The 21,109-nt window shown below is 63.6% G+C and carries 17 protein-coding genes; 6 read left to right on the forward strand and 11 right to left on the reverse strand.

All coding sequences use genetic code 11. The features are described from left to right. Positions 1-49: 49 nt before the first annotated feature. The 4 genes from ACLIMP_RS19925 (at position 50) to ACLIMP_RS19940 (ending at position 6,127) form a co-directional block, all read left to right on the forward strand. On the forward strand, positions 50-2,776 hold the full coding sequence (locus tag ACLIMP_RS19925) for a TonB-dependent receptor domain-containing protein (protein WP_185999693.1): 2,727 nt from the start codon (positions 50-52) through the stop codon (positions 2,774-2,776). A gap of 116 nt (positions 2,777-2,892) precedes the next feature. Then, positions 2,893-4,455, forward strand: coding sequence for a sodium:solute symporter (locus tag ACLIMP_RS19930; RefSeq protein ID WP_185999694.1), 1,563 nt, complete (start codon positions 2,893-2,895; stop codon positions 4,453-4,455). Between the two features lie 46 nt (positions 4,456-4,501). Further along, positions 4,502-5,392 (forward strand): N-acetylmuramic acid 6-phosphate etherase, encoded by an 891-nt coding sequence (locus ACLIMP_RS19935; RefSeq protein ID WP_443478887.1) that lies wholly within the window; start codon positions 4,502-4,504, stop codon positions 5,390-5,392. A 6-nt stretch (positions 5,393-5,398) separates the two neighbouring features. After that, positions 5,399-6,127, forward strand: coding sequence for a GntR family transcriptional regulator (locus tag ACLIMP_RS19940; protein WP_185999696.1), 729 nt, complete (start codon positions 5,399-5,401; stop codon positions 6,125-6,127). Positions 6,128-6,239: 112 nt separating this feature from the next. On the opposite strand, the gene ACLIMP_RS19945 is transcribed toward ACLIMP_RS19940, so the two are convergent. The 4 genes from ACLIMP_RS19945 to yaaA all read right to left on the reverse strand — a co-directional run bounded on the left by ACLIMP_RS19945 (position 6,240) and on the right by yaaA (position 12,647). Further along, the gene (locus ACLIMP_RS19945; RefSeq protein ID WP_185999697.1) at positions 6,240-8,507 is read right to left on the reverse strand and encodes an FdhF/YdeP family oxidoreductase; all 2,268 of its coding nucleotides are present in this window, start codon (positions 8,505-8,507) and stop codon (positions 6,240-6,242) included. 108 nt (positions 8,508-8,615) lie between these two features. Then, positions 8,616-11,003 carry a membrane-bound PQQ-dependent dehydrogenase, glucose/quinate/shikimate family gene (locus ACLIMP_RS19950; protein ID WP_132468916.1) on the reverse strand — a complete coding sequence of 796 codons (2,388 nt, stop codon included), beginning with the start codon at positions 11,001-11,003 and terminating at the stop codon, positions 8,616-8,618. Between the two features lie 184 nt (positions 11,004-11,187). Then, a complete protein-coding gene (locus ACLIMP_RS19955) occupies positions 11,188-11,898 on the reverse strand; it encodes an SDR family NAD(P)-dependent oxidoreductase (protein ID WP_443478888.1) in 711 nt (236 codons plus the stop codon). Then, positions 11,895-12,647 carry a peroxide stress protein YaaA gene (gene yaaA / locus ACLIMP_RS19960; RefSeq protein WP_054441937.1) on the reverse strand — a complete coding sequence of 251 codons (753 nt, stop codon included), beginning with the start codon at positions 12,645-12,647 and terminating at the stop codon, positions 11,895-11,897. Before yaaA ends, ACLIMP_RS19955 begins: the two co-directional genes overlap by 4 nt. Before the next feature lie 204 nt (positions 12,648-12,851). On the opposite strand from yaaA, the gene ACLIMP_RS19965 reads away from it, so the two are divergent. Next, positions 12,852-13,493: a DsbA family protein gene (locus ACLIMP_RS19965; protein ID WP_165913202.1), complete on the forward strand. Its 642-nt coding sequence runs from the start codon at positions 12,852-12,854 to the stop codon at positions 13,491-13,493. A 10-nt stretch (positions 13,494-13,503) separates the two neighbouring features. Here ACLIMP_RS19965 and ACLIMP_RS19970 read toward each other — a convergent pair whose 3' ends face one another. The 7 genes from ACLIMP_RS19970 to ACLIMP_RS20000 form a co-directional block, all read right to left on the reverse strand. Then, positions 13,504-14,475 carry a copper resistance protein B gene (locus ACLIMP_RS19970; RefSeq protein WP_185999698.1) on the reverse strand — a complete coding sequence of 324 codons (972 nt, stop codon included), beginning with the start codon at positions 14,473-14,475 and terminating at the stop codon, positions 13,504-13,506. Beyond that, complete coding sequence (locus ACLIMP_RS19975) at positions 14,475-16,247, reverse strand: copper resistance system multicopper oxidase (RefSeq protein WP_443478889.1); 1,773 nt, start codon at positions 16,245-16,247, stop codon at positions 14,475-14,477. The genes ACLIMP_RS19970 and ACLIMP_RS19975 overlap by 1 nt, the downstream gene beginning before the upstream one ends. 24 nt (positions 16,248-16,271) lie before the next feature. Next, on the reverse strand, positions 16,272-16,829 hold the full coding sequence (locus tag ACLIMP_RS19980; protein WP_054441939.1) for an RNA polymerase sigma factor: 558 nt from the start codon (positions 16,827-16,829) through the stop codon (positions 16,272-16,274). Between the two features lie 6 nt (positions 16,830-16,835). Next, positions 16,836-17,276, reverse strand: coding sequence for a periplasmic heavy metal sensor (locus ACLIMP_RS19985; protein WP_132468835.1), 441 nt, complete (start codon positions 17,274-17,276; stop codon positions 16,836-16,838). 2 nt (positions 17,277-17,278) lie between these two features. Beyond that, positions 17,279-17,554 (reverse strand): hypothetical protein, encoded by a 276-nt coding sequence (locus tag ACLIMP_RS19990; RefSeq protein ID WP_054441940.1) that lies wholly within the window; start codon positions 17,552-17,554, stop codon positions 17,279-17,281. Between the two features lie 124 nt (positions 17,555-17,678). Then, complete coding sequence (locus ACLIMP_RS19995; RefSeq protein WP_443478890.1) at positions 17,679-19,085, reverse strand: ATP-binding protein; 1,407 nt, start codon at positions 19,083-19,085, stop codon at positions 17,679-17,681. Further along, complete coding sequence (locus ACLIMP_RS20000) at positions 19,082-19,810, reverse strand: response regulator transcription factor (protein ID WP_186000143.1); 729 nt, start codon at positions 19,808-19,810, stop codon at positions 19,082-19,084. The genes ACLIMP_RS19995 and ACLIMP_RS20000 overlap by 4 nt, the downstream gene beginning before the upstream one ends. 218 nt (positions 19,811-20,028) lie before the next feature. Here ACLIMP_RS20000 and ACLIMP_RS20005 point away from each other — a divergent pair, with 218 nt between their 5' ends. Beyond that, positions 20,029-21,108, forward strand: coding sequence for an efflux RND transporter periplasmic adaptor subunit (locus tag ACLIMP_RS20005; RefSeq protein ID WP_292636157.1), 1,080 nt, complete (start codon positions 20,029-20,031; stop codon positions 21,106-21,108). Position 21,109: the final 1 nt, after the last annotated feature.

Raw genomic sequence — 21,109 nt, forward strand, 5'->3', positions numbered from 1 at the left:
AGAAACGACGGGATCTGGGTCCAGGGAAACGAAAATGAGGAAGTCATAAATGGTTAAGTCTCAACGACATACCGTGGCAATCGCAGCTCTCGCCATCGCGCTTTCGCAGGCGCCGGGCACCGCTTTCGCGCAGGCAGCCGATTCGGGCGAAGACGCAAACACCACCGCGGACATCGTCGTCACCGGCACCCGCATTGCGGTAGCCGGCCTGACGTCCAGCAGCCCCGTCGCCTCGACCGGCGAAGAGCAGATCAAGCTGCAGTCGGCGCTCACCGTTGAAGACTTCTCCACCAAGCTTCCGCAGCTTTCCGGCGGCGTCCGCCAGGGTTCGCAGGGCAGCGACGCCTTCGGCGCGCAGGTTCTCGAACTGCGCAACTTCGGCCAGAGCCGCTCGCTCGTCCTGATCGACGGCACCCGCGCAACGCCGTTCAGCTTCCGCAACTCGGCCGACGTCAACGCCATTCCCGCCTCGCTGATCAAGCGCGTTGACGTGCTGACCGGCGGCGCCGCCGCAGTTTACGGCGCAGATGCGGTCGCCGGTGTCGTGAACTTCATCCTGAACGATGATTTCGAGGGCATTCGCGGCACGGCCACCAGCCGCCTGTCCGAACATGGCGGCGCCACTTACGGCGGCTCGATCATGATGGGCACCGGCCTTGGCGATCGCGGCCACATCGTGATCGCGGCGGACTATACCCAGCGCGACCTGATCCGCTCGGGACAGCGGGACTGGGCGGAAACTCCCAACCAGACCATCCCCAGCATCGGCGGCGTCTTCACCGACGTGGCCAGCGGCCGCAAGTTCGGCTTCACCGACAGCGGCGACTTCACGACCAGCCCCTCGGCCACCTCGAACATCTCGGACCGCTACCCGCTGGTATCGCCGCTCAAGCGCATCAACGTCGCGGCGCTGTTCAAGTATGAGATCACGCCCCAGGTCGAAGTCTACGGCCGCGCGATGTATACCAATTCGCGCACCGAAGAGACCGGCACCCCCGGCGCCACCCCGGCCTCGGTGAACCGCACTGTCTCGATCAGCGAGAGCAATCCGTACCTCACCGACGACATCCGCAACCAGCTGACTTTCGTCAACGGAGCGGCGCAGGTGAACGTTTCGCGCTCGCTCGCCGAACTCGGCCTCATCAACTACGAAACCGAGCGGAACACGCTTCAGCTCCAGACCGGCCTGCGCGGCCCGCTGACCAGCGCCGTGAAGTGGAACGTCTACGCCCAATACGGCCGTTCGACCGAGAACACGCTGATTACCGGCGACGGCCTCGTCACCAGCTCGACCGGCGCCAACAACTTCGCTTCGATCGTCAACAGCGTCAACATCTTCGGCCCGAACCAGACCGAACTCGCCGATGCCCTTGGCAGCTCGATCAACGGGTTCAACCGCAAGCGTGACCAGTTCGTCACGGCGGCAACCCTGAGCGGCACTCTGGAAGAGCTGTTTTCGCTGCCTGCCGGTCCGATCGGCTTCGCCGTCGGCGTCGAATATCGCCGCGAAACCGCCAGCATCGACCAGGATACGGCGCTTCTGACCGGCAATACCTACCGCCAGGGCGTTCAGGCGGCCTACAGCGGCTCGTTCGACGTCAAGGAGCTCTACGGCGAAGTCCTGGTGCCGATCCTTCGGGACCTGCCGCTGATCCGCAAGCTCGACGTGGGCGGCGCCTACCGTCTGTCGGACTACAACATGTTCGGCACGCACGGCACCTGGAAGGTCGAGGGCAACTGGGAAGTCGATCGCAACCTGCGCCTGCGCGGCACATACCAGCGCGTCCTGCGCACGCCGAACTTCGGTGAGTTCGCAGCCAGCACCTCGTCGCTGCCGTTCAGCAACCTCGTGACGGTCGACCGCCTGAAGCCGCGCTACGGCGGCGATCCGTGCGTGCTGGGCACCGGCGACGCCGCCCAGTGCGCCCGCTTCGGTGCGCCGGCCGTGGGCTCTGCGGATTCCACGTCTGCCAGCTACCTGACCGGCAACTACTATTACGGCGGCAATCCGGACATCAAGCCGGAAACCGGCTACACCACGACGCTTGGCGCCGTGTTCACGCCGACCTTCCTCCCGGGCCTGAACCTGACCGTAGACTGGTACGAGCTTGACCTGCGCGGCGCCGTGGGCGTGATCCAGCCGATCGCGGCGATCACGAGCTGCTACGTCACCAATCCGACCGCCAGCAACCCGCTGTGCTCGCTGGTGACGCGCAACGCGGACGGCACCTTCAAGGACGCCTACGTCAACAACCAGAACCTGGGCCGTCTGCTGCAGCGCGGCTTCGACATCTCGGCGAGCTACACCTTGCATCCGGCATTCCTGCCGGGCGAAGGTGTGCGCCTGAGCTATCAGGGCAACATCGTCACCTCGTACCTGATCCAGGCAAACTCGACGGTTTCGGCGGTCCAGTGCAAGGGCACCTTCGGCGCCACCTGCTCCAGCGACGGCACCACGCTGGTGCAGCCGGACTATCGCCACACGGTCGGCCTCTCCTGGCTGTTCGACAAGGGCGTGGTCCAGTTCGACTGGCAGCGCATCGGCAAGGTCCGGTCCAGCACCGTCGGGTCTACCGAGACGATCTCGGCCCAGAACACCTTCGATCTGTCCGCCTCGTATGAGTTCACCGACGCGATCACCTTCAGCGCTGGCGTCTACAACCTCTTCGACAAGAATCCCCCTTATGTGTCGACGGGCGGTGTCTTCAACACCTTCCCCGACACATACGACATCCTCGGACGCACGATCGGCTTCTCGCTGACCGCGCATATCTGAGGAAAACCCACCCTGCGCGGCGCCCGGTCAACCTCCTCCTCCGGCCGGGCGCCCGCTTTTTTGCAAGGCTCTGATAACGGGAATCCCGTTCAGGGCCGGGTTCGGAGATGAATTCGATGACGCTCCCTTTCTCGATGGCAGACTGGCTGGTGATAGCCGCCTACCTGCTGCTGCTGGTTGCGGGGGGCTGGATCTTCACGCCGCGCAAGACCGAATCCGCGCATGAATACTTTCTCGCGGGCGGCAGCGTTCCGGCCTGGCTCGCGGCGATTTCGGTACTGTCGGCGACCCAGTCGGCAGCGACATTCCTCGGTGGCCCGGATTATGGCTATCACGGCGACCTGACCTATCTCAGCGGCAATATCGGCGGACTGATCGGCGCGATCTTCGTCGCCCATGTCATGATCCCGCGCTTCTACGCCATCAAGGCGACCACGGCCTACGAAATGCTGACATTGCGCTTCAGCGAGAAGGCGACCCGGTGGGCAGGGGGCATGTTCCTCGTCGGCCGTGTATTCGCGGGCGGTGCGCGCGTTTATCTGGCGGCGATCGCCCTGGCCATGGTCATCACCGGCGGCGTCGATGCCCAAGGCATCATGATCGCGGCAGCCGTTCTCGTCGTCGCGAGCGTGCTGTTCACGTTCGTGGGCGGCCTCAAGTCGGTCCTCTGGAACGATCTTATCCAGTTCGTCGTCTACCTCGGTTCGGCCATAGCCGTCCTGGTGTTCCTGCGCATGTCGATCCCGGCCACCACCGGCGATATCATCCAGGGCCTCGCCAATACCCCCGAGGGTGTCAACAAGCTCAAGTTCTTCGATTTTTCGCTCGACCTTTCACGCCCGTTCTCGATGCTCGCGATCATCACCGGTCTGTCGCTGCTCTATATCGCCAATGCGGGCATGGATCAGGACACGACCCAGCGCCTGCTGTCTTGCAAGGACGCCAAGACCGGCGCGCGCAGCCTCTACCTTTCGGTTCTGGCCACCATTCCGGTGGTGGGCATGTTCATCGTCATCGGCCTCCTGCTCTATGTCTTCTATGACCGGCCAGACCTGATGGGCGGCGCCACGGCGGCGGCAGGAAACGAGTTCGGCGGCGAGAAGATCAGCATCTTCATGCACTACATCCTCACCCAGCTTCCCGGCGGCCTGCGCGGTCTCGTAACCGTGGGCATCTGCGCTGCCGCAGTGGCGACCACCAATTCGGCGCTCAACGCGATGTCATCGGTGCTGGTGCAGGACTTCTATCGTCCCTGGCGCGAAAAGCGCGGCCCGGCGCCGGAACGCCATTTCGTTTCGGCCGGACGCGCCGGCATGGGCGTGATCGGCTTTGCCATGTTCGTGATGGCGGTGGTTTCGTTCTACTGGCAGCGTTACAGCGACATGGGACTGCTGGAGTTCGCGCTGCAAGTCATGGTATTTACATATGCCGGCCTGCTGGGTGTCTATTTCACCGCGCTGTTTACGGGGCGGGGCACCACGGGCTCGGTCATCGCGGCACTGCTTGTCGGCTTTGTCACCATTCTGCTGCTTCAGCCCGGTATCGCGCACGCCATCGGCCTTCCGCCGATCCTCAATGGGCTGTCGTTCCCGTTCCAGCTCTGCATCGGCACGGTCGTGGCCTTCCTCGTCTGCGCCGCTCCTGCAGGCTCGGGCAAGCACATGGCCCCGGCCGAATAATGATCCCCGGCCAGATAAACGTCACCGGACAGGGACAAAGGACAACATGAAAACTGAAGCGCTCGACCCCCGTTACGTCGATCTCGACCTCTGGCCGACCGAACTGGCGGTGGAAGCCATGCTCGAAGGCCAGATGGCGGCCATAGCGGCGATCCAGTCGCAGACCGTCGCCATCGCCCGCGCCGCGGAAGCAGCAGCCGGGCGCCTTGGCGAAACCGGCCGCCTCGTCTTCCTCGGCGCCGGCACCTCCGGCCGTCTTGCGGTGCAGGACGGTACGGAACTCTACCCGACATATGGCTGGCCCATGAGCCGCATGGTGTTCCTCATGGCCGGCGGCACCAGCGCGCTTACGGAAGCCTATGAAGGAGCCGAGGACGATGTGGAGGCCGGACGCGCCGATATCGGTAATTGCGGGATCGGGCCTTCCGACATCGTGATCGGCGTCGCCGCCAGCGGCCGCACGCCCTATACCGTTGCCGCGATCGAGCAGGCACGGGCAGTGGGCGCGTTGACCATCGGGATTGCCAACAATCCCGGTTCGGTGCTGCTGGAGAAGGCCGAGCACGCCATTCTGGCGGTGACCGGGAGCGAGATCGTCGCCGGTTCGACGCGCATGAAGGCGGGAACGGCGCAGAAGGCGATACTCAACCTGCTCTCCACCGCGATCATGATCCGCCTGGGCCTCGTCTATCAGGGCCGCATGGTCGCCATGCGCATATCGAATGAGAAGCTCTTGCAACGGGGCAGGGGCATGGTTCAGGATATCGCCGGGGTCGATGCCGACGTTGCGGCACGCGCTCTCGAAGCGGCAGACAACGAAATCCGGCTCGGCGTGATCGTCGCGCTCGGTGTTTCGGCCGAAGAAGGGCAGGAACTGCTCGATGCACACAAGGGCAGTCTGCGCGAAGTCATGCAGGTGCTGGAAAAGCGAGATTGACCGAAGATGCGTGACATTGCCTGGACGCGAAGCGAGGAAGGGACGCCGCTCTATCTGCAACTCGCCCGCAGCCTGCGCGAGCATATCAGCAGCGGCGGGATCGATCCGGGCAGCGCACTGCCTTCTGAGCGCGATCTCAGCGAAATGGCCGGCCTTTCGCGCGTTACCGTGCGAAAGGGCATCGAACAGCTGATCGATGAAGGCGTACTGGTTCGCAAGCAGGGGTCCGGCACGTTCGTTGCCCGGCGGATCGAAACGGCGGGCTCGCGGTTGAGCAGTTTCAGCGACGACACCCGCTCACGTGGCGAGAACCCCGGCGTAGTTTGGATCTACAAGTCCTACGCGCAGCCCACCGAGGAAGAGGCTGCGGCTCTCGAAGTCCCCGCCACGGCGCGTGTCGCCCGTCTCGGCCGCGTGCGCCTTGCTGGCGGCGAACCACTGGCGATCGAACATGCCGTGATACCTGCGGAGTTCATGCCGGACCTCGATAGTCTGGGAGATTCCCTCTATCAGGCGTTGGAAGCGCATGGTTTTCGTCCCACATCCGGCACCCAGCGTGTGCGCGCTTCGCTAGCCACACAGACGGAGGCCGGCATCCTGTGTGTTCAGCAGAATTCAGAAGTGCTTCGGATTGAGCGAACCACGCGAATTCCGAATGGGCAGATCGTGGAATTCACGCGCTCGGTCTATCGCGGGGATCGCTACGAGTTCGTCACGGATCTCAAGGAAATCTAGGTCAGGGCCCGTGACACCGCGCTCAGCGGTGCATGGTTTAACATAATGTGAATTATCGATCTTGGCATTGATTCTGCGTGAAGAGTGATGATCGAGCCCTTTGCTCGCCGAATTAGGCTGAGCTCGCTGCCCGGATCGTCACAGGAATCGATTTGTAGGCAGGCGTTCCGCTGGCCGGATCATAATCGTCAAGCGGAACGAGGCAGTTGGCTTCCGGATAATAAGCTGCCAGCGATCCCCGTGCGATGGCGTGTTTCACCACGGTAAATCCCTCCAACGTCCTGCCGCCGGTCGCAGTCACGTCCACGGCATCGCCGTGAGCCAGACCCAGCATGGCCAGATCGACTTCGTTGGCAAAGATGATATCCCTACGCCCGGTTACGCCGCGATAGCGATCGTCAAGGCTGTAGATCGTTGTGTTGTACTGGTCGTGGCTGCGAATGGTCGTAAGCAGCAGCGGCTTGCTTGCCGCATCCTCGACATGAGGATGCGTGATGAACTGCGCCTTCCCGCTTGGGGTATGCCAGACACGCTCGCTTGGTCCGATCGTCAGCCGAAATCCGCCGGGCGTGCGAACACGCACGTTGAAGTCGCGGAAGTCCGGGTAGACGGCTTCGATCCCGTCGCGGATGAGATCGTAATCGGCGACCAGTTCGTCCCAGGGCACCCTGCTCTGCGGCATCGCGGCCCTGGCAAGACCCGCCACGATCGCCGGTTCGGACCGGACCATCGGCCCCGGTGCCTTGAGTTTACCGTGAGAGGCGTGAACCATCGACATGCTGTCTTCCACCGTGACCCACTGCGGTCCCGCGTCCTGCATGTCCAGTTCGGTGCGTCCAAGACACGGCAGAACAAGGGTTTCCCTGGCTGTGAGCAGGCAGGTGCGATTGAACTTGGTGAGAATGTTCACCGAGAGGTCAAGATTGCGGACCGCGGCAAAGCAGGCCTCCGGGTCCGGCATCGCCACCGCGAGATTGCCGCCAAGCGCGATCAGCGCTTTGGAATGCCCATCGCGCATCGCCGCCAGGGCTTCCACCGCGTTGTGGCCATGTTTGCGCGGGGACTTGATGCCGAACGCGGCATCAAGCCGTTTCAGCATGTCCTCTGCGGGAATTTCGGTGATGCCGACGGTTCTGTCGCCTTGAACGTTGCTGTGCCCGCGCAGGGGGCAGATCCCGGCACCGGCCTTGCCGAAATTGCCGCGGAGCAGCAGCAAATTGGCGATCGCCTGCACGTTCTGGGTGCCATGGCGATGCTGGGTGATGCCCATGCCATAGCAGACGATGACCCGCCCTGCCGCTGCATAGACTTGCGCCATGCTTTCTATGGCTTCCCGCGCCAAACGGGACTCCGCTTCGATCCACGTCCATGAGGTTGCTTCGATATCGGCCCGCAGCGCTTCGAAGCCTTCGGTATGTTCCGAGATGAAGGCCTGGTCGAGTATTCCCGGCGTGGCCTCTTCCATCGCGAAAAGGGCCTTCATCATCCCTTTCAACATGGCCATGTCGCCGCCGATACGGACCTGATGATAGGCCGAGGCCAGCGGCGTGGCGTGCGTAGACAGCATTTCGGTCGGGTGCTGAGGAGACTTGAACCTTTCAAGTCCGCGTTCGCGCATGGGATTGGCGACGATGATCTGCGCGCCGCGCTTGGAGGCAGCCGCCAGCGTCGAGAGCATCCGGGGATGGTTCGTGCCGGGGTTATGACCGATGCAGAATATCGCATCGGCGTGGTCGAAATCCTCCAGCGTCACTGTGCCCTTGCCGATGCCGATGGACTTCGGAAGACCGGTGCTGGTGGCTTCGTGGCACATGTTCGAACAGTCGGGGAAGTTGTTGGTCCCGAACTCACGAGCGAAAAGCTGGTAGAGGAAGGCCGCCTCGTTCGAGGCACGGCCCGAGCAATAGAACTCCGCCTGGTCGGGATGGTCGAGCGCCTGCAAGGCAGCCCCTGCCCGCATGAAGGCCTCATCCCAACCGATCGGGACGAAGTGATCGGTTTCAGGATCATAGCGAAGCGGCTCCGTCAGGCGGCCTGCGTCCTCAAGCTGATGGTCGCTCCACTCCCAAAGCTCGCTGGCGGAATGGAGCGCGAAGAACTCCGGGTCTACGCGTTTGACGGTCGCTTCCCAGGTTACCGCCTTGGCGCCGTTTTCGCAGAACTCGAAGGAGGATGTATGCTTAGGATCGGGCCAGGCGCATCCCGGACAGTCGAACCCGTCAGGCTGGTTCATCTGGAGCAAAGCCCGCGTATCCGGGCTTGCCTTCATCTGTTCGCGAACCGTCCGGGCAACGGCCGCCAGAGCCCCCCAGCCCCCTGCCGGTCCCTTGTAGTCACTGATGCCCTTCAGGGAACCGCGTTCGTTCTGGGTGTCGGTCATCGGCAAGTTTCCCCGGAGCCATTTTTGGACATCGCCTCGGTAATGTCATCTTACTTACGAAACGCATTTTCCAGCGAATTCGACCGAGCGTGGTCATCAACAACCGCATCAGGGCAATGCATAAGCGATGACCTCGTCGCCGATCGGCGTCTCCATGAAGTGATGACCGCCCGGAGCGATCACCAGGTATTGCTTGCCGTTCATCATGTAAGTCATCGGCGTGGCCTGGCCGCCGGCAGGCAGCACGTCCTTCCATAGGACCTTGCCGGTCCTCAGGTCGATTGCGCGGATCAGGTTGTCCGTCGCGGCCGCAATGAAGATCACTCCGCCCGCCGTTACGACAGCGCCGCCGTTGTTCGGCGTCCCGATCGTCAATGGAAGCATCGAAGGGATGCCGAAAGGCCCGTTGGTGCGTGCTTCACCCAGAGGACGATCCCAGATCGTACGCCCGGTCGCCATGTCGATGGCGCGGATACCGCCATAGGGAGGCTGCTTGCAGAGCATGCCGGTGAGCGGCAGGCGCCAGCCGGCATTGACGTCAATCGCGTAAGGCGTGTGGGCTTGCGGATCGCCCGCGCCTTCGGCACCGCCGATCTCGCCTCGTGCCTGATCGCGCGGCGCCCAGCCCTTCCTGTTCGCCTCCGCGCGAGGAACGAGGCGCACGTAATTGGGCATGTCGTTGTAATTGGCGATGATCACACCCCGGCGCGGATCAACCGCAATGCCGCCCCAGTCGGTACCCCCGTTATAGCCGGGATACTCGATCGAGCGGCGATCGCTTTCCGGCGGGGTGAAGAAGCCCTTGTAGCTCGCTTTGCGGAACTGGATACGGCAGATCATCTGGTCGATCGGCGACATGCCCCACATGTCCCGCTCGGTCAGATCCGGCTTGCGCAAGGTATGCCACAGGGACACCCGCTGGACCGGTGCCCGCTGCGCCGGCTCGACCCCACCTCCCGGCGCCTTGATGGTGCCGACAGGTGTCAGCGGCTGGCCGGTGCGCCGGTCCAGCACGTAGATATCGCCCTGCTTCGATGGCAACACCAGCGCCGGCGTTCCCTTGAAGTCCACCAGCGTCGCCTGTGCGCCGAAGTCGTAGTCCCAGACGTCATCCCTTACCGCCTGGAATTTCCACCTGGGCTTGCCGGTTGCCACGTCGAGCGCGACCAGTGAAGTGGCAAAGTCCCTTTCCGGCGGACGACGCAAACTGGAGTAATAGTCGGCCGCCGCGTTGCCCATCGGCAGGTAGACGAGACCGAGTTGCTCGTCGCCGCTGGCGATAGTCCACATGTTCGGCGTGCCTCGGGCCCAGGTCTGTCCTTGCGGGGGGTAACCGTTCCAGTCCGGGTGCATCATGTCCCAGGCCCAGCGCAGCTTGCCGGTGATCGCGTCGAAGCCTCGGATCACACCGGAAGGTGCCCAGCGATCCTGCCCGTCCAACACCTGATGGCCGGTTACGACGACACCGCGAACGATGGTCGGCGGAGAGTTGATGGAAACATACCCCGGAGGAGTGTCGCCCATCCCGATCTTGGTATCCACCTCCCCGTTCGTGCCGAAGCCCGTACAGCGCGCGCCCGTACGCGCATCAAGCGCAAAGAGGCGGGCATCGAGCGTTCCGTAGATGATCCGCCGGGCGCAGGGCTGATCGGCCGGCGCATTCGGAACCGCAAAGTAGCTGACGCCGCGGCAGGCCGCCGTGTAGGGAATGGCATCGTCCGCAACCTTGGGGTCGAACTTCCAACGCTGCCTGCCCGTGGCTGGATCCAGCGCGAGAACCATGTTCTTAGGCGTGCAGACATAGAGCATGTCGCCGACCTTCAGCGGCGTATTCTCGCCGCCGTAAGTCTTGGCGATCTTTGCGGACGACGGTGTATCGCCGGTATGGATGAGCCAGGCTCGCTTGAGTTTGCCGACATTGGCTGCCGTGATCTGGCCCAGCGGAGAGAAGCGGCGAGCCGCCTCGCTGCCGCCATAGGCAGGCCAATCGTCTCCCGCGGAGGCCAGCGAAGGATCGCTCATCTCGAAACGCAGATCTGGCAGAGCCGATTGAGGGCCACGATCGGCCATGCGGGCGAAGATCGTCGCGGTCACCCCGGCCAGGGCTATGCCGGCAACGGCTGCGCCAAGGCCGAATTTCCAGCGTGCCGGATGAACCGAAAGCGTTGGCATGACCAGGAAGCAAGCCACCAGCAGGACAAGCGGTGCGACCACCCGAGGCACCAGCGCCCAGTTGTTTGTGCCAACTTCGCCCAGGGCCCAGATAACCGTCAACACGAAGATTATGCAGTAAAGCCAGCCGCCGAGGATGTTCCTGCGCAGAAGCAGCGCTCCCGAACCGAGCAGGCCGATCCCGGCAAGAATATAGTAGGCCGAGCCGCCCAGCCCTGCGAGCCAGACCCCGCCTATCGTCAGTATCGCTCCGATCGCTGCAATGATGCTGCCCAGGACGATTGGCGCCGGCGATGGCCGGTGCTGCGCATTTCGAGACAGCATCATTCACACTCCGGAAACATTTTACGGCTGCGATCATGGAATGACAGGAGAGGCGTAATGTTCCAGAAAACTTCGTGTAGTCCTGACGCTATCGCTGATTTGCGACGTCAGCGGCGCTGACGCCGGCCAGCCACAGACGCGCTCAGGAAAAGCGGCTGGCAGGAAAAGCGGCTGGAAGTATCGGCTAGAATGGAATCTCGTTCGCTTCGTAGTCGAGCAGTTTGCCGCTATCGGGCACTTTCAGCTCTTCGATGACGTCAAGCAATTGCAGAGCGGCACGCTCTGGGTCGAACAGCCGCCCGGGCGGCACATTGCCCTGGAATGGCCGGGACAGAGCAGTGTCTACGGTGCCGGGATGCAAGGCAACAACGATCGCGCCGGGATTGCGGCGACGTTCCTCGATGGCAAGATTGCGCACCAGCATGTTGAGCGCCGCCTTCGACGCGCGATAGCCATGCCATCCGCCAAGACGATTGTCCCCTATCGAACCGACCCGCGCCGAAAGTGCCGCAAATACCCCTCGTCCGCCTTTCGGCATGAGCGGCAGGAAGTGTTTCGCGATAAGCGCGGGACCGATGGCGTTCACGGCATGGATTTCTGCAAGCCATGCAGGATCGAGATCCGCCAACGCCTTTTCCGGGGCGAGACCCTCCCTGTGCAGCAAGCCAGTCGCTACGATTATCAAGGTCGGCGCTGGCCCCTTGGCAATGTGTCCGGCCGCTTCCGCAATGCTTGCCTCGTCAAGAAGTTCGAGGTGCTGCGATCCTCCACGGGACCGAGCGAAGCCGTGAACGACCCTGAAAGCCCCCTCCTCGATCAGCGCAGCTTCGAAAGCGGCACCGATGCCGCCCGATGCCCCGACGACGACGGCGGACGCTTCGCCTCTTCCGGTCATGACCGGATGAAGCGCCAATTGTCGGCGTCACTTTCGTCCGGGGCGAACCGATATCCGTCGCTGTCAAACCCGCGCATCGCATCTGCATCGACGATGTGATGCTCGCACATCCACCGCGCCATCATGCCGCGGGCCTTTTTCGCATTGAAGCTCACGAAACGGGGGCCGTCCGGGCCTGGCTCGCGGAAGTCGACGTGAATGACGCGCAAGCCCTTCAGCTTGTTCTCGACGGCGGCAAAATACTCCTGGCTGGCCAGATTGAGCACTACGCCAGACCCCTCGTCCGCGACCTGCTGGCGCAACAGCGCTGCGATGCGGTCACCCCACCAGTCGGTCAACTTCTTGTGCCGGGGCGCCCAGCGCGTACCCATTTCCAGGCGATAGGGACGGATCGCATCCAATGGCCGGAGAAGCCCGTAAAGGCCGGACAGAATTCGCACATGGTCCTGTGCAAAGTCCACACCCGGCTCGTCCAGCGTGTCCACCTCGAACCCCGTGTAGACATCGCCGGCAAAGGCATAAAGCGCCTGTCGCTCGGGCAGTTCGGCAAAGTCGCGGAACCGGTCCGCATTGAGCTTTGCGAGGCGCGGCGAGATCCGCATCAGCTCCGCCAAACGCTTCTGCGAGAGGTTGGCCGCCGATTTGGCGAGATTATGCGCTTCCTCGGTGAAATGCGGCGTCGTGGCGGCAATCGCGGGCAACGTCCGTTCGAAGTCGAGGGTCTTGGCGGGAGAAAGCAGAACGATCATGTCTCACGCGGTAGCTAGGCCCGGATGATGCGTCAAACCTCGACGTTCATTCTTTCCGCGTCGGCCGGAGATCGGCCGAAGGCGCAAGTCTGCGCATCATCCGTTTGCGGGAATGTCCAGTTACATAGGGGCTTGCGGTCCCGTCCAATCTGGCGCAGCGCCGCCGCAAGAGCTTTGAATGGAATTCACGATATGAAATTGGGCATGGGACCGGCCATCTCCGGGTTGGCCATTGCGCTCGCCGCATTCCTGGGTTGCGGACAGGGCTCCCTTGACGCAAGGGCCGAGACCATCGCCTCTCCTCAGGAGCGCGCCCGCATGAAGGAGGCCCTGGCAAACGATCCGGGCGTCCCAATCCTGGCTCCGCAAGGTTACGATGTCACCGTGGTCGTCTTCTCGGACTACCAGTGCCCATACTGCCGCAAGTTTCACGCAGACCTGAACCGGCTCCTCGCCTCAGACCGAAAGCTGCGTGTCGTCTACAGGGACTGGCCAATCTTCGGAGGCCTATCGCGCGAGGCCGCTCGCGTTGCCATGGCAACGCGCTATCAGGGCAAGCACGCTGCCTTCAATGACGCCCTGATGGCTGGCCCGGTCAAGCTCGATGCAACAACCATTCGCCAGGCAGCGGCGCGCGCCGGTGTCGACTGGCCCCGGTTGCAGACCGACCTCAAGCTCCACGGCAATGACATCGATGCGGCCTTACAGAGGACCGGACGGCTGGCGGAGACCCTTGGTCTCTCAGGAACGCCTTCGCTGGTTATAGGCGACTACCTCATTCCCGGCGCCATCGATTTCGCGACTTTGCAAAGGGTCGTGCAGAAATCGCGAAGCGGGAAGCCGTGAAATGCGTAAATCAGAACATCGCGCGCACGCCGAATACCGCTGAAACACCGGAAACATCCTCACCAGCAGCCCGTGCGAGGTCTGCCGTTCCGCCGAGTTTACGCTCCCAGTTGACGCCAACGTAAGGCGCTAGCGAGCGGTTGCGTTCGTAGCGAAGCCGAGCACCCAGTTCGAGACGCTCGAAGCCTGCGCCAACACTCAGGGCGGGCACGTCCTGAAACGCGAAATCTATCTCGGCTTCAGGCTCGACGACCAGTGACTGCGTGATGCGCTGGGTGTAACCCGCCTTGCCGCGTGCATGAATGTCGCCCTTGTTCGAGACGAGCAACTGACCTTGCAACTCGAACCAGTAAGGCGCCAGTCCTTCGATGCCAACCAGCGCGTAGGTTCGCTGCGGATCGGGTCGGAAGTCCTGCCGCGTACCGAGTTGCAGGTTGAACCAAGGGTCCAGCGCGTGGCGCCAGTAGGCGTTAAGCTCAATTCGCTCGGCACGCTGACCGAATGTGCCCTCACCCTCGCTGGCCAGCACGATCCGGTCTATATCACCGCCGTACCACGCCTGCCCTTCCCAGCCGAAACCGTCGCCGCCCTTGCCGGTGCGGAATTCCAGTTGATCAACCTGAAGGGCGAAGGTGTTGAACCTCATCTCCTTCACCATTGCCGCGCGCGAGGCGGCCATGCGGTCAGGCGCGAAGAAGCGGTCGGCGGGAAAATCGGTCGGCACCGGGGGGGGCGGAGCATCGCCCGGCTCATCGGAGACGGTGCTTGCGGGCATGACGTGGGCGGAGTGATCCATGCCTTTCATGTCCGCTTCGCTCATGTTCATGCCGGACATGTCCATCTGCGAATGGTTCATGCTGGCATGGTCCATCCCGGCATGTTCATCGGCCCGTGAGGATGCAGCCTCACTCTCCTGCGCGTGTGCTGCAAGCGGAAAACCGGCCAGCAGGAGCGAGGTAAGGATCGGGAAGAGTCTTGCCATCAGGCTTCTCCCTCCCGGCGCACCGTCACCACGCGCATCATCCCGGCGTGCATGTGCAGAAGCATGTGACAGTGGAACGCCCAGTCACCCTCTGCATCGGCAGTGAGATCGAACGAGACCTTGCCGCCCGGCAGCACGTTGACGGTGTGCTTGCGCGCGCGGTTCCCCGGCTCGCCGCTGACAAGTTCGAAGAAGTGGCCGTGGATGTGGATCGGGTGCGGCATCATCGTGTCGTTGATGAGATTGACGCGCACGCGCTCGCCCAGACGGAACGGTATCGGTGCCGGGTTTTCCGACATCGCCTCGCCGTCCATAGACCACATGTACCGCTCCATCGCAGCAGTCAGGTGCACGTCGATCTGGCGGCTCGGCACGCGCGGATCGGGATTGGGGTCGCGCGAGCGCAGATCGGCGTACGTCAGCACGCGGTGATCGACGCTTTCCAGCCCGGTCGGCCGGTCGGCAAGTCGGTCCGCGGGCATCGGCGAGAGCGTGGCAACTCCCGGCCCCATCTTCACGCCGGCGGCGACCGAAGGATCGCGCATCGACATCGAATGGCCGCTCATCGAACTGATGGCGGGCTTGCTGAGATCGATCTCGCCGCCCTCGCCCATATCCATGCCGCTCATGTCCATGCCCATGTCGCGCATGGTGAGGACCGGACGCTCACGTAGCTTCGGCGTTTCGCCGACGAGACCCGGCCGCTGTGCCAGTGTCGCGCGCACGAGCCCGGAGCGGTCGATTGCCTCGGCGATCACGCCGTAGCTTTCCGCGGTGCCGGGTTCGACGATGAAGTCGTAAGTCTCGGCAATCGCGATCTGCACTTCGTCCGTCTCGACCGGTTGCACAGGATTGCCATCCGCTGCCACCACGGTCAGCGGCAGGCCGGGGATGCGGAAGTTGAAGTTGGTCATCGACGAGGCGTTGATGACGCGCAGGCGTACTTTCTCGCCCGGTGCGAAAAGCCCGGTCCAGTTCTCGGCATTGCCGTGGCCGTTGACGAGGAAGCTGTAGGTCGATCCGGTCACGTCCGAGATATCGGTCGCATCCATGCGCATCTTCCCCCAGGCGAGGCGGTCGGCCAGCGACTGGTCCTTGCCTGCCAGCAGCCCCGCAAGCGTCTGGCGCTGCCGGTTGAAGTAGCCGCCCATCATCTTCAGGCGGCGCATCTGTTCGTGCGGATGGATCGGACTCCAGTCCGATAGAACCAGCACATGCTCACGGTCGCAAGCGATCGTATCGGGGCCGGCGGGGTCGATCACGATCGGGCCGAACAGCCCTTCCGCCTCCTGCATGTCGGAGTGCGAGTGGTACCAGAACGTGCCCGAATGGGTGAGCGGGAACTCGTAGACGAACGTTTCGCCCGGATCGATGCCGGGGAAGCTGACGCCCGGCACACCGTCCATGTGGAAGGGCACCAGCAGCCCGTGCCAATGGATCGAGGTCTGCTCCTTCAGGTGGTTGGTGACGGCGATGCGCACCGTCTCGCCCTCACGCAGGCGCAGCAGCGGCGCGGGCAGTGTGCCGTTCACGGTCACCGCATGACCCGAGCGCCCGCCGGTCGCAAAATGGCTCTCGCCGATCTGAAGCGCGATGGTATCGCCTGACAGCACACCGGGCTGGTTACTCGCATGGACAATGCCCGCCGTCCCGCTTCTTGCCCAAGCCGGGAACAGCCCCGCCATGCCAAGGCTCCCGGCGAATGCACCGCCCAGCGAGAGGAAACGTCTGCGTTCGAGCAGGTGACTATGGTGAGTATCGCGCGGCGTCATGCTCTTCATACGCCGTCTGGGCTGCTACCCCTCGGAGAGATGCGACAATTTTTGCCGAGCGCGATAAATTCGTGTTTCCACCGCCTTGCGGCTGATCCCCAGGATCGATGCGGCTTCATCCTGCGATAGCCCCTCCAGCGCGCAAAGCAGCAGCGGTTCCTTCAGCGCATCGGGCAACGCCGCGATTTCCGCATGGATATGCGCGACCTGTCGGCGCGAGGCCAATCCCTGTTCGGGATCGAGCCCGCCATCGGCAACGCCGGCCGCTTCCTCGATCGGCAGCGCGAAGGAGAAGAAGCGCCGGACCTTGCGGCGACGCGCCCAGTCGTGACACTTGTTGAGCGCTATCCGCAGAATCCACGCCCGAAAAGGCCGTGCCGGATCATAGCGCCTCAGCGCCAGAAAGGCAGCGACGAAGGCCTCCTGCGTTATGTCGAGCGCATCTGCTTCGTTGCCGACATGCGCTCTTGCGAAACGAAATACCGCCTCCCGGTGGAAGCCCATGAGAGCGGAATAGCCTGCCTGTCGCCCGGCGAGCGCGGCCCGGACCGCTTCGGCCTCGCTCAACTCCGATCCGGCCACCCGGATTCAGTCCTGCCGGGAGGTGGTCAGCGCCTGGCCCACGGCCTTGTCGAAGCGTGCTGTCTGGTCCGGTCGCAACACGGCTCGCATGGCGAAGACGTGCTGCAACGTCGCCTTCTGCAGTTCGCCCATCGCCACATGCGATCGATCCACCGCTTTCTCGACGTCGGGGCCATAAGTGTGTTCGTGAGCGATGGCCCGTGCAAGATCGGCGTTCGCGGCTTGCAGTTCCCCTTCCAACTGTCCCCGGCGCTCGGCGAAACCTTGCTCAAGCGCATCGATCCGGCGCTTCTGGCCGGCGTCGAGATCGAGTTCTCCGTGAAGCAATACGTGGATACGGCTCTCTTCCGGGGCATCCCCGCGCAGCTTCTGTCCGAACCACAGCGCACCGAGAGCCACAAGGAACGAGACAAGCGCGACGAGGATATAACGATGGGCGTTCGCCATGATCAGAGCGCCAGCAGATGAGAAGGCGCCGCTGCAGGAATGGCCAGCAAGGGTTCGCTTGGGGAAGTGCCTTGCGCCGTTGCGGAGGTGGGCAGCGCGAGACCTCCCCACAAGCCGACGAAGCCGGCGATGCAGCCCGCCAATACCAGCCCGCGACGTCCCGCCATGCGCTCGCGCCCCGCAGCAAGGCCTGAAAGCACGGCGGCATCAAGCGAACCGAGACCCTCAGGTAAGGCTTCACCGCGAAGCATCGACAGCATTTCGTCCAGTTCGTTCATCGGCCCAGTCCCACCTTCAACCGCTTGCCCAGCAAACGCTCTCCCGCCGCATACGCAACGCAAGCCCGTATCCCTCAAAGCCCTATCAGAAAATTCGGCAAGGCCCTCGGCCGAAATGCAGCAATCAGGTTCCCGGCTGCCCTGGGCTATCGGGAGGATTGGCGATGCCGGGGATTTCGATCTCGGCCACGAGCCCTCCCCCGTCGCGATTGCGCAAGGCAAGGGTTGCACCGAAGGTTCCGACCTGCGCCTGCGCGATGGCCAGCCCGATACCCGTACCGCTGCCCTTGCCTGAAGACAGCCGGCGAAATGGCTGGAAGGCCAGCGTCAGTTCGTCTTCGTCCAGCCCGGGACCGCGATCGGCAACGCGGATCAGGAGATCGTTTCCCGCGTAAAGGCAGCTCAGTTCGGCGCTGCCGCCATATTTCAGGGCATTGTCCACGAGATTGCCAAGTGCGCGTGCCAATGCGTTCGGCTTGACCCTGGCCTGCGCCCCGCAGCCGCGCGCGAAGACCACGCGGTGGCCAAACTCGCCGGCGTCCTCGGCGATGCTGGAGAGGATGGAATCGATATCGAGAACGGCCCAGGGTTCACGCATTTCGCTGCTGCGGGCCAGATCGAGCCCGTTTCGCACGATCTGCTGCGTAATCGCGAGGTCCGCCACGAGCCGGTCGCGCAGGGCTTCGTCCTCGACCTGTTCAAGGCGCAGGCGCAGACGGGTGAGCGGGGTCTGCAGATCGTGCGTTACCGAAGCAAGTATCTGCGTTCGTTCGCGCAGCCCTTCGCGTACGCGTTCCTGGGCGAGATTGAAGGTCTCCAGTGCGGCGCGGACCTCGCTCGGCCCCTTGACCGGGATCGGCTCGAAATCGCCAACCAGCGAGAACGAGCGTGCGGCGCGCTCCATCCGCCTCAGCGGCGTCGTGGCTAGGCTGGCCGCAAGCAGGCCCAGCAGGGCACCGGCCACGATGATGAGTTCGAGATAGGGCGGCCCCACGCTGTGCCGGTCCCAACTCCGGTCGGGCCAGAGATCGACGACGTAGCGATATTCGGCGCCCTTCCCGGACTCGACCCGGACGAACCAGCAGTCAGGCAAGGGATCGGTGTTCATGCCGGCAGCATGGGGAAAACGCGAGAACTGGGCGAAGCACTGATCGTTCAGCAGCGGCATCACGAACGCGGGCCTGCCGAGCCGCTCGCTCAGGCGGCGCGAAAAGGCGGGGTCGAAAGAGGTCATCTTCAGCTCGGCACTGGCACCGTGCGCGCCCAGCACTTGTCCGCGCGAAAGCACCTGCTCGGTTTTCTCCGGCTGCCTGTCATAGCGGTGGGCGATGTCCTCTGCGCTTTTCAGGGCGGCTTCGACCTGCTCCTTGCGGAACATCCGGTGGCGCAGGCTGTCCGAGGCCTGCAGGGCCAAAACGGCCGAAGCGGCCATTCCCAGCGAGAGGACAAGCGTAAGGCGCCCCGCCAGCGAACGCGGATAGTCGCGCAGGCGCTTGAACAAACCTGGCCTGTCGGGCTCCGTCATGGTCATTCGAACTCGACTGGTCCGGGCAGGACATAGCCTTCGCTGCGGACGGTGAGGATCAGTTCGTCTCCGCCCGGCTCGCTGGCGAGCTTGTGGCGCAACCGGCTGATCTGGATATCAATCGAGCGATCGAAGGCGACGGTGGCACTGCGTTCCGGCAGCAATTCCTCGCGCGAAAGCACCTGGTTGGGCGCCTCGATGAAACGGCTGAGCAAGCGGTACTCCGCGGAGGACAGCATCACGAGGCGCTCGTCATTGGTCACCAGTCTGCGCTGGTGCAGATCGAGCCGCCATGGACCAAACCGGGCGAAACGGGCAACGCGCGGCCGGCCGTGATCGAATATCCGCGAGCGGCGCAGGAGATTGCGAACCCGTGCCAGCAGTTCGCGTGGCTCGAACGGCTTGGTCAGATAATCATCGGCGCCCAGTTCCAGCCCCAGAACCCGGTCGATAGGTCCCTCGCGCGCGGTCACCATCATGATCGCGCCCTGATGCCCGGAAGCGCGCAAGTCCCGGCAGATGTCGAGGCCGTCTCCATCCGGCAGGTTGAGATCGAGGATCAGCAGGTCGACCGGATCGCCCTGAAGAATGGCGCGCAGATCCGCGACCGTACCGACCGAATCCACGTGCTGCGGTTCACGCGAAAGCTGCGCGGCGATCAGTTCGCGAATGTCGGGATCGTCCTCGAGGACGATGATGCGCCCCTCCGGCGCATCGCTCTGCGGGATCATGAATGAGGTCATAAACGCGCTGCCCCTCGAAGTCTGCCCCGATGATACACGATGAAACAATAGGCTACGCCCGGCAACCTGACGATACGCGTCGATCCTTGCCCCCGCTTGCTGCGGCGCACAATTGCGAAACCGAGCTGCAACTGTGCACAGGAGCCTTCCGCTTGCGCCCCTCCTTCCAACATCTCGCCATGGTCTCGGCGCTTGCTTTGTCCGCCATGAGCCTCGGCGGCTGCGGCCAGCAGCAGGCCATGCCGCAGCAGGACGTCGAAGTCGGCGTGGTCATGCTGACGGCCGAGCCGGTAACAGTCTCCACCACGCTTTCCGGCCGCACCGCCGCGACGACCGTTGCCGAGGTTCGACCACAGGTGGACGGCGTGATCCAGTCCCGGCTCTTCGAGGAAGGCTCGCTCGTCCATGCCGGCCAGCCTCTGTACCAGATCGACGCGCGCCTTTACCGCGCATCTCTCGATACGTCCCGTGCACAGCTGGAAAGCGCGCAGGCCGATCTTTACAGCGCCGAGGCCAAGGCCCGCCGCTATCGAACCCTGGGCGATAGCGAAGCGGTCAGCGGTCAAGACAAGGACGAGACGATCGCCGCCGCCCGCGCCGCACAGGCTGCGGTGCACCAGTATCAGGCAACCAGTCGCAGCGCCGCGGTGAACCTGGAGTTCACCCGCGTTCTCGCGCCGATCACCGGCCGTATCGGCCGTTCCTCGGTGACGAAGGGCGCGCTTGTTACCGCCAGCCAGACCGACGCCATGGCGACGATCCAGCAACTCGACCCGATCTTCGTCGATATCACCCAGTCCTCCGCCGAACTGCTTCGCCTGCGGAGCGCGCTGGCCAAGGGCAACATGCTTCCGGCCAGTGCGAAAGTGACGCTGACTTTGGAGGATGGCACCGTCTACCCCCAGCAGGGGACCATCGAGTTCAGCGAAGTCAACGTCGATCCCGAGGCAGGCACGGTCACCCTGCGCGCGAAGTTCCCCAATCCCGATGGTCTCCTGCTCCCCGGCATGTTCGTGAACGTGGCCGCGCCGCAAGGCGTTGTGCGCAACGGCATTCTTGCCCCGCAGCAGGGGATTTCGCGCGACGCCAAGGGCGACGGGACGGCGCTCGTCGTCGATGCTGCAGGCAAGGTCGAACAGCGCAAGGTCACGACCGGCCAGGCTATCGGCAACAAGTGGCTGATAACCAGCGGACTGAAGGCAGGCGACCGCCTGATCGTGGAGGGAACCGACAAGGCCCGCACCGGGGCCAGGGTCAAGGCCGTCACCGTAAAGCAGGGCGACTGAT

The organism is Novosphingobium aeonii (assembly GCF_052279045.1).
GTDB lineage: Bacteria > Pseudomonadota > Alphaproteobacteria > Sphingomonadales > Sphingomonadaceae > Novosphingobium.

What these genes read in the sequence shown, in the direction of transcription:
- ACLIMP_RS19930 (WP_185999694.1), top strand. Translation starts at nt 2,893, where the DNA reads ATGACGCTCCCTTTCTCGATGGCAGACTGGCTGGTGATAGCCGCCTAC.
- ACLIMP_RS19940 (WP_185999696.1), top strand. Translation starts at nt 5,399, where the DNA reads ATGCGTGACATTGCCTGGACGCGAAGCGAGGAAGGGACGCCGCTCTAT.
- ACLIMP_RS19955 (WP_443478888.1), bottom strand. Translation starts at nt 11,898, where the DNA reads ATGACCGGAAGAGGCGAAGCGTCCGCCGTCGTCGTCGGGGCATCGGGC.
- ACLIMP_RS19985 (WP_132468835.1), bottom strand. Translation starts at nt 17,276, where the DNA reads ATGGCGAACGCCCATCGTTATATCCTCGTCGCGCTTGTCTCGTTCCTT.
- ACLIMP_RS19945 (WP_185999697.1), bottom strand. Translation starts at nt 8,507, where the DNA reads ATGACCGACACCCAGAACGAACGCGGTTCCCTGAAGGGCATCAGTGAC.
- ACLIMP_RS19970 (WP_185999698.1), bottom strand. Translation starts at nt 14,475, where the DNA reads ATGGCAAGACTCTTCCCGATCCTTACCTCGCTCCTGCTGGCCGGTTTT.
- ACLIMP_RS19965 (WP_165913202.1), top strand. Translation starts at nt 12,852, where the DNA reads ATGGGACCGGCCATCTCCGGGTTGGCCATTGCGCTCGCCGCATTCCTG.
- ACLIMP_RS19995 (WP_443478890.1), bottom strand. Translation starts at nt 19,085, where the DNA reads ATGACCATGACGGAGCCCGACAGGCCAGGTTTGTTCAAGCGCCTGCGC.
- ACLIMP_RS19990 (WP_054441940.1), bottom strand. Translation starts at nt 17,554, where the DNA reads ATGAACGAACTGGACGAAATGCTGTCGATGCTTCGCGGTGAAGCCTTA.
- ACLIMP_RS19925 (WP_185999693.1), top strand. Translation starts at nt 50, where the DNA reads ATGGTTAAGTCTCAACGACATACCGTGGCAATCGCAGCTCTCGCCATC.
- ACLIMP_RS20000 (WP_186000143.1), bottom strand. Translation starts at nt 19,810, where the DNA reads ATGATCCCGCAGAGCGATGCGCCGGAGGGGCGCATCATCGTCCTCGAG.
- ACLIMP_RS19935 (WP_443478887.1), top strand. Translation starts at nt 4,502, where the DNA reads ATGAAAACTGAAGCGCTCGACCCCCGTTACGTCGATCTCGACCTCTGG.
- ACLIMP_RS19975 (WP_443478889.1), bottom strand. Translation starts at nt 16,247, where the DNA reads ATGACGCCGCGCGATACTCACCATAGTCACCTGCTCGAACGCAGACGT.
- ACLIMP_RS20005 (WP_292636157.1), top strand. Translation starts at nt 20,029, where the DNA reads ATGAGCCTCGGCGGCTGCGGCCAGCAGCAGGCCATGCCGCAGCAGGAC.
- yaaA (WP_054441937.1), bottom strand. Translation starts at nt 12,647, where the DNA reads ATGATCGTTCTGCTTTCTCCCGCCAAGACCCTCGACTTCGAACGGACG.
- ACLIMP_RS19950 (WP_132468916.1), bottom strand. Translation starts at nt 11,003, where the DNA reads ATGCTGTCTCGAAATGCGCAGCACCGGCCATCGCCGGCGCCAATCGTC.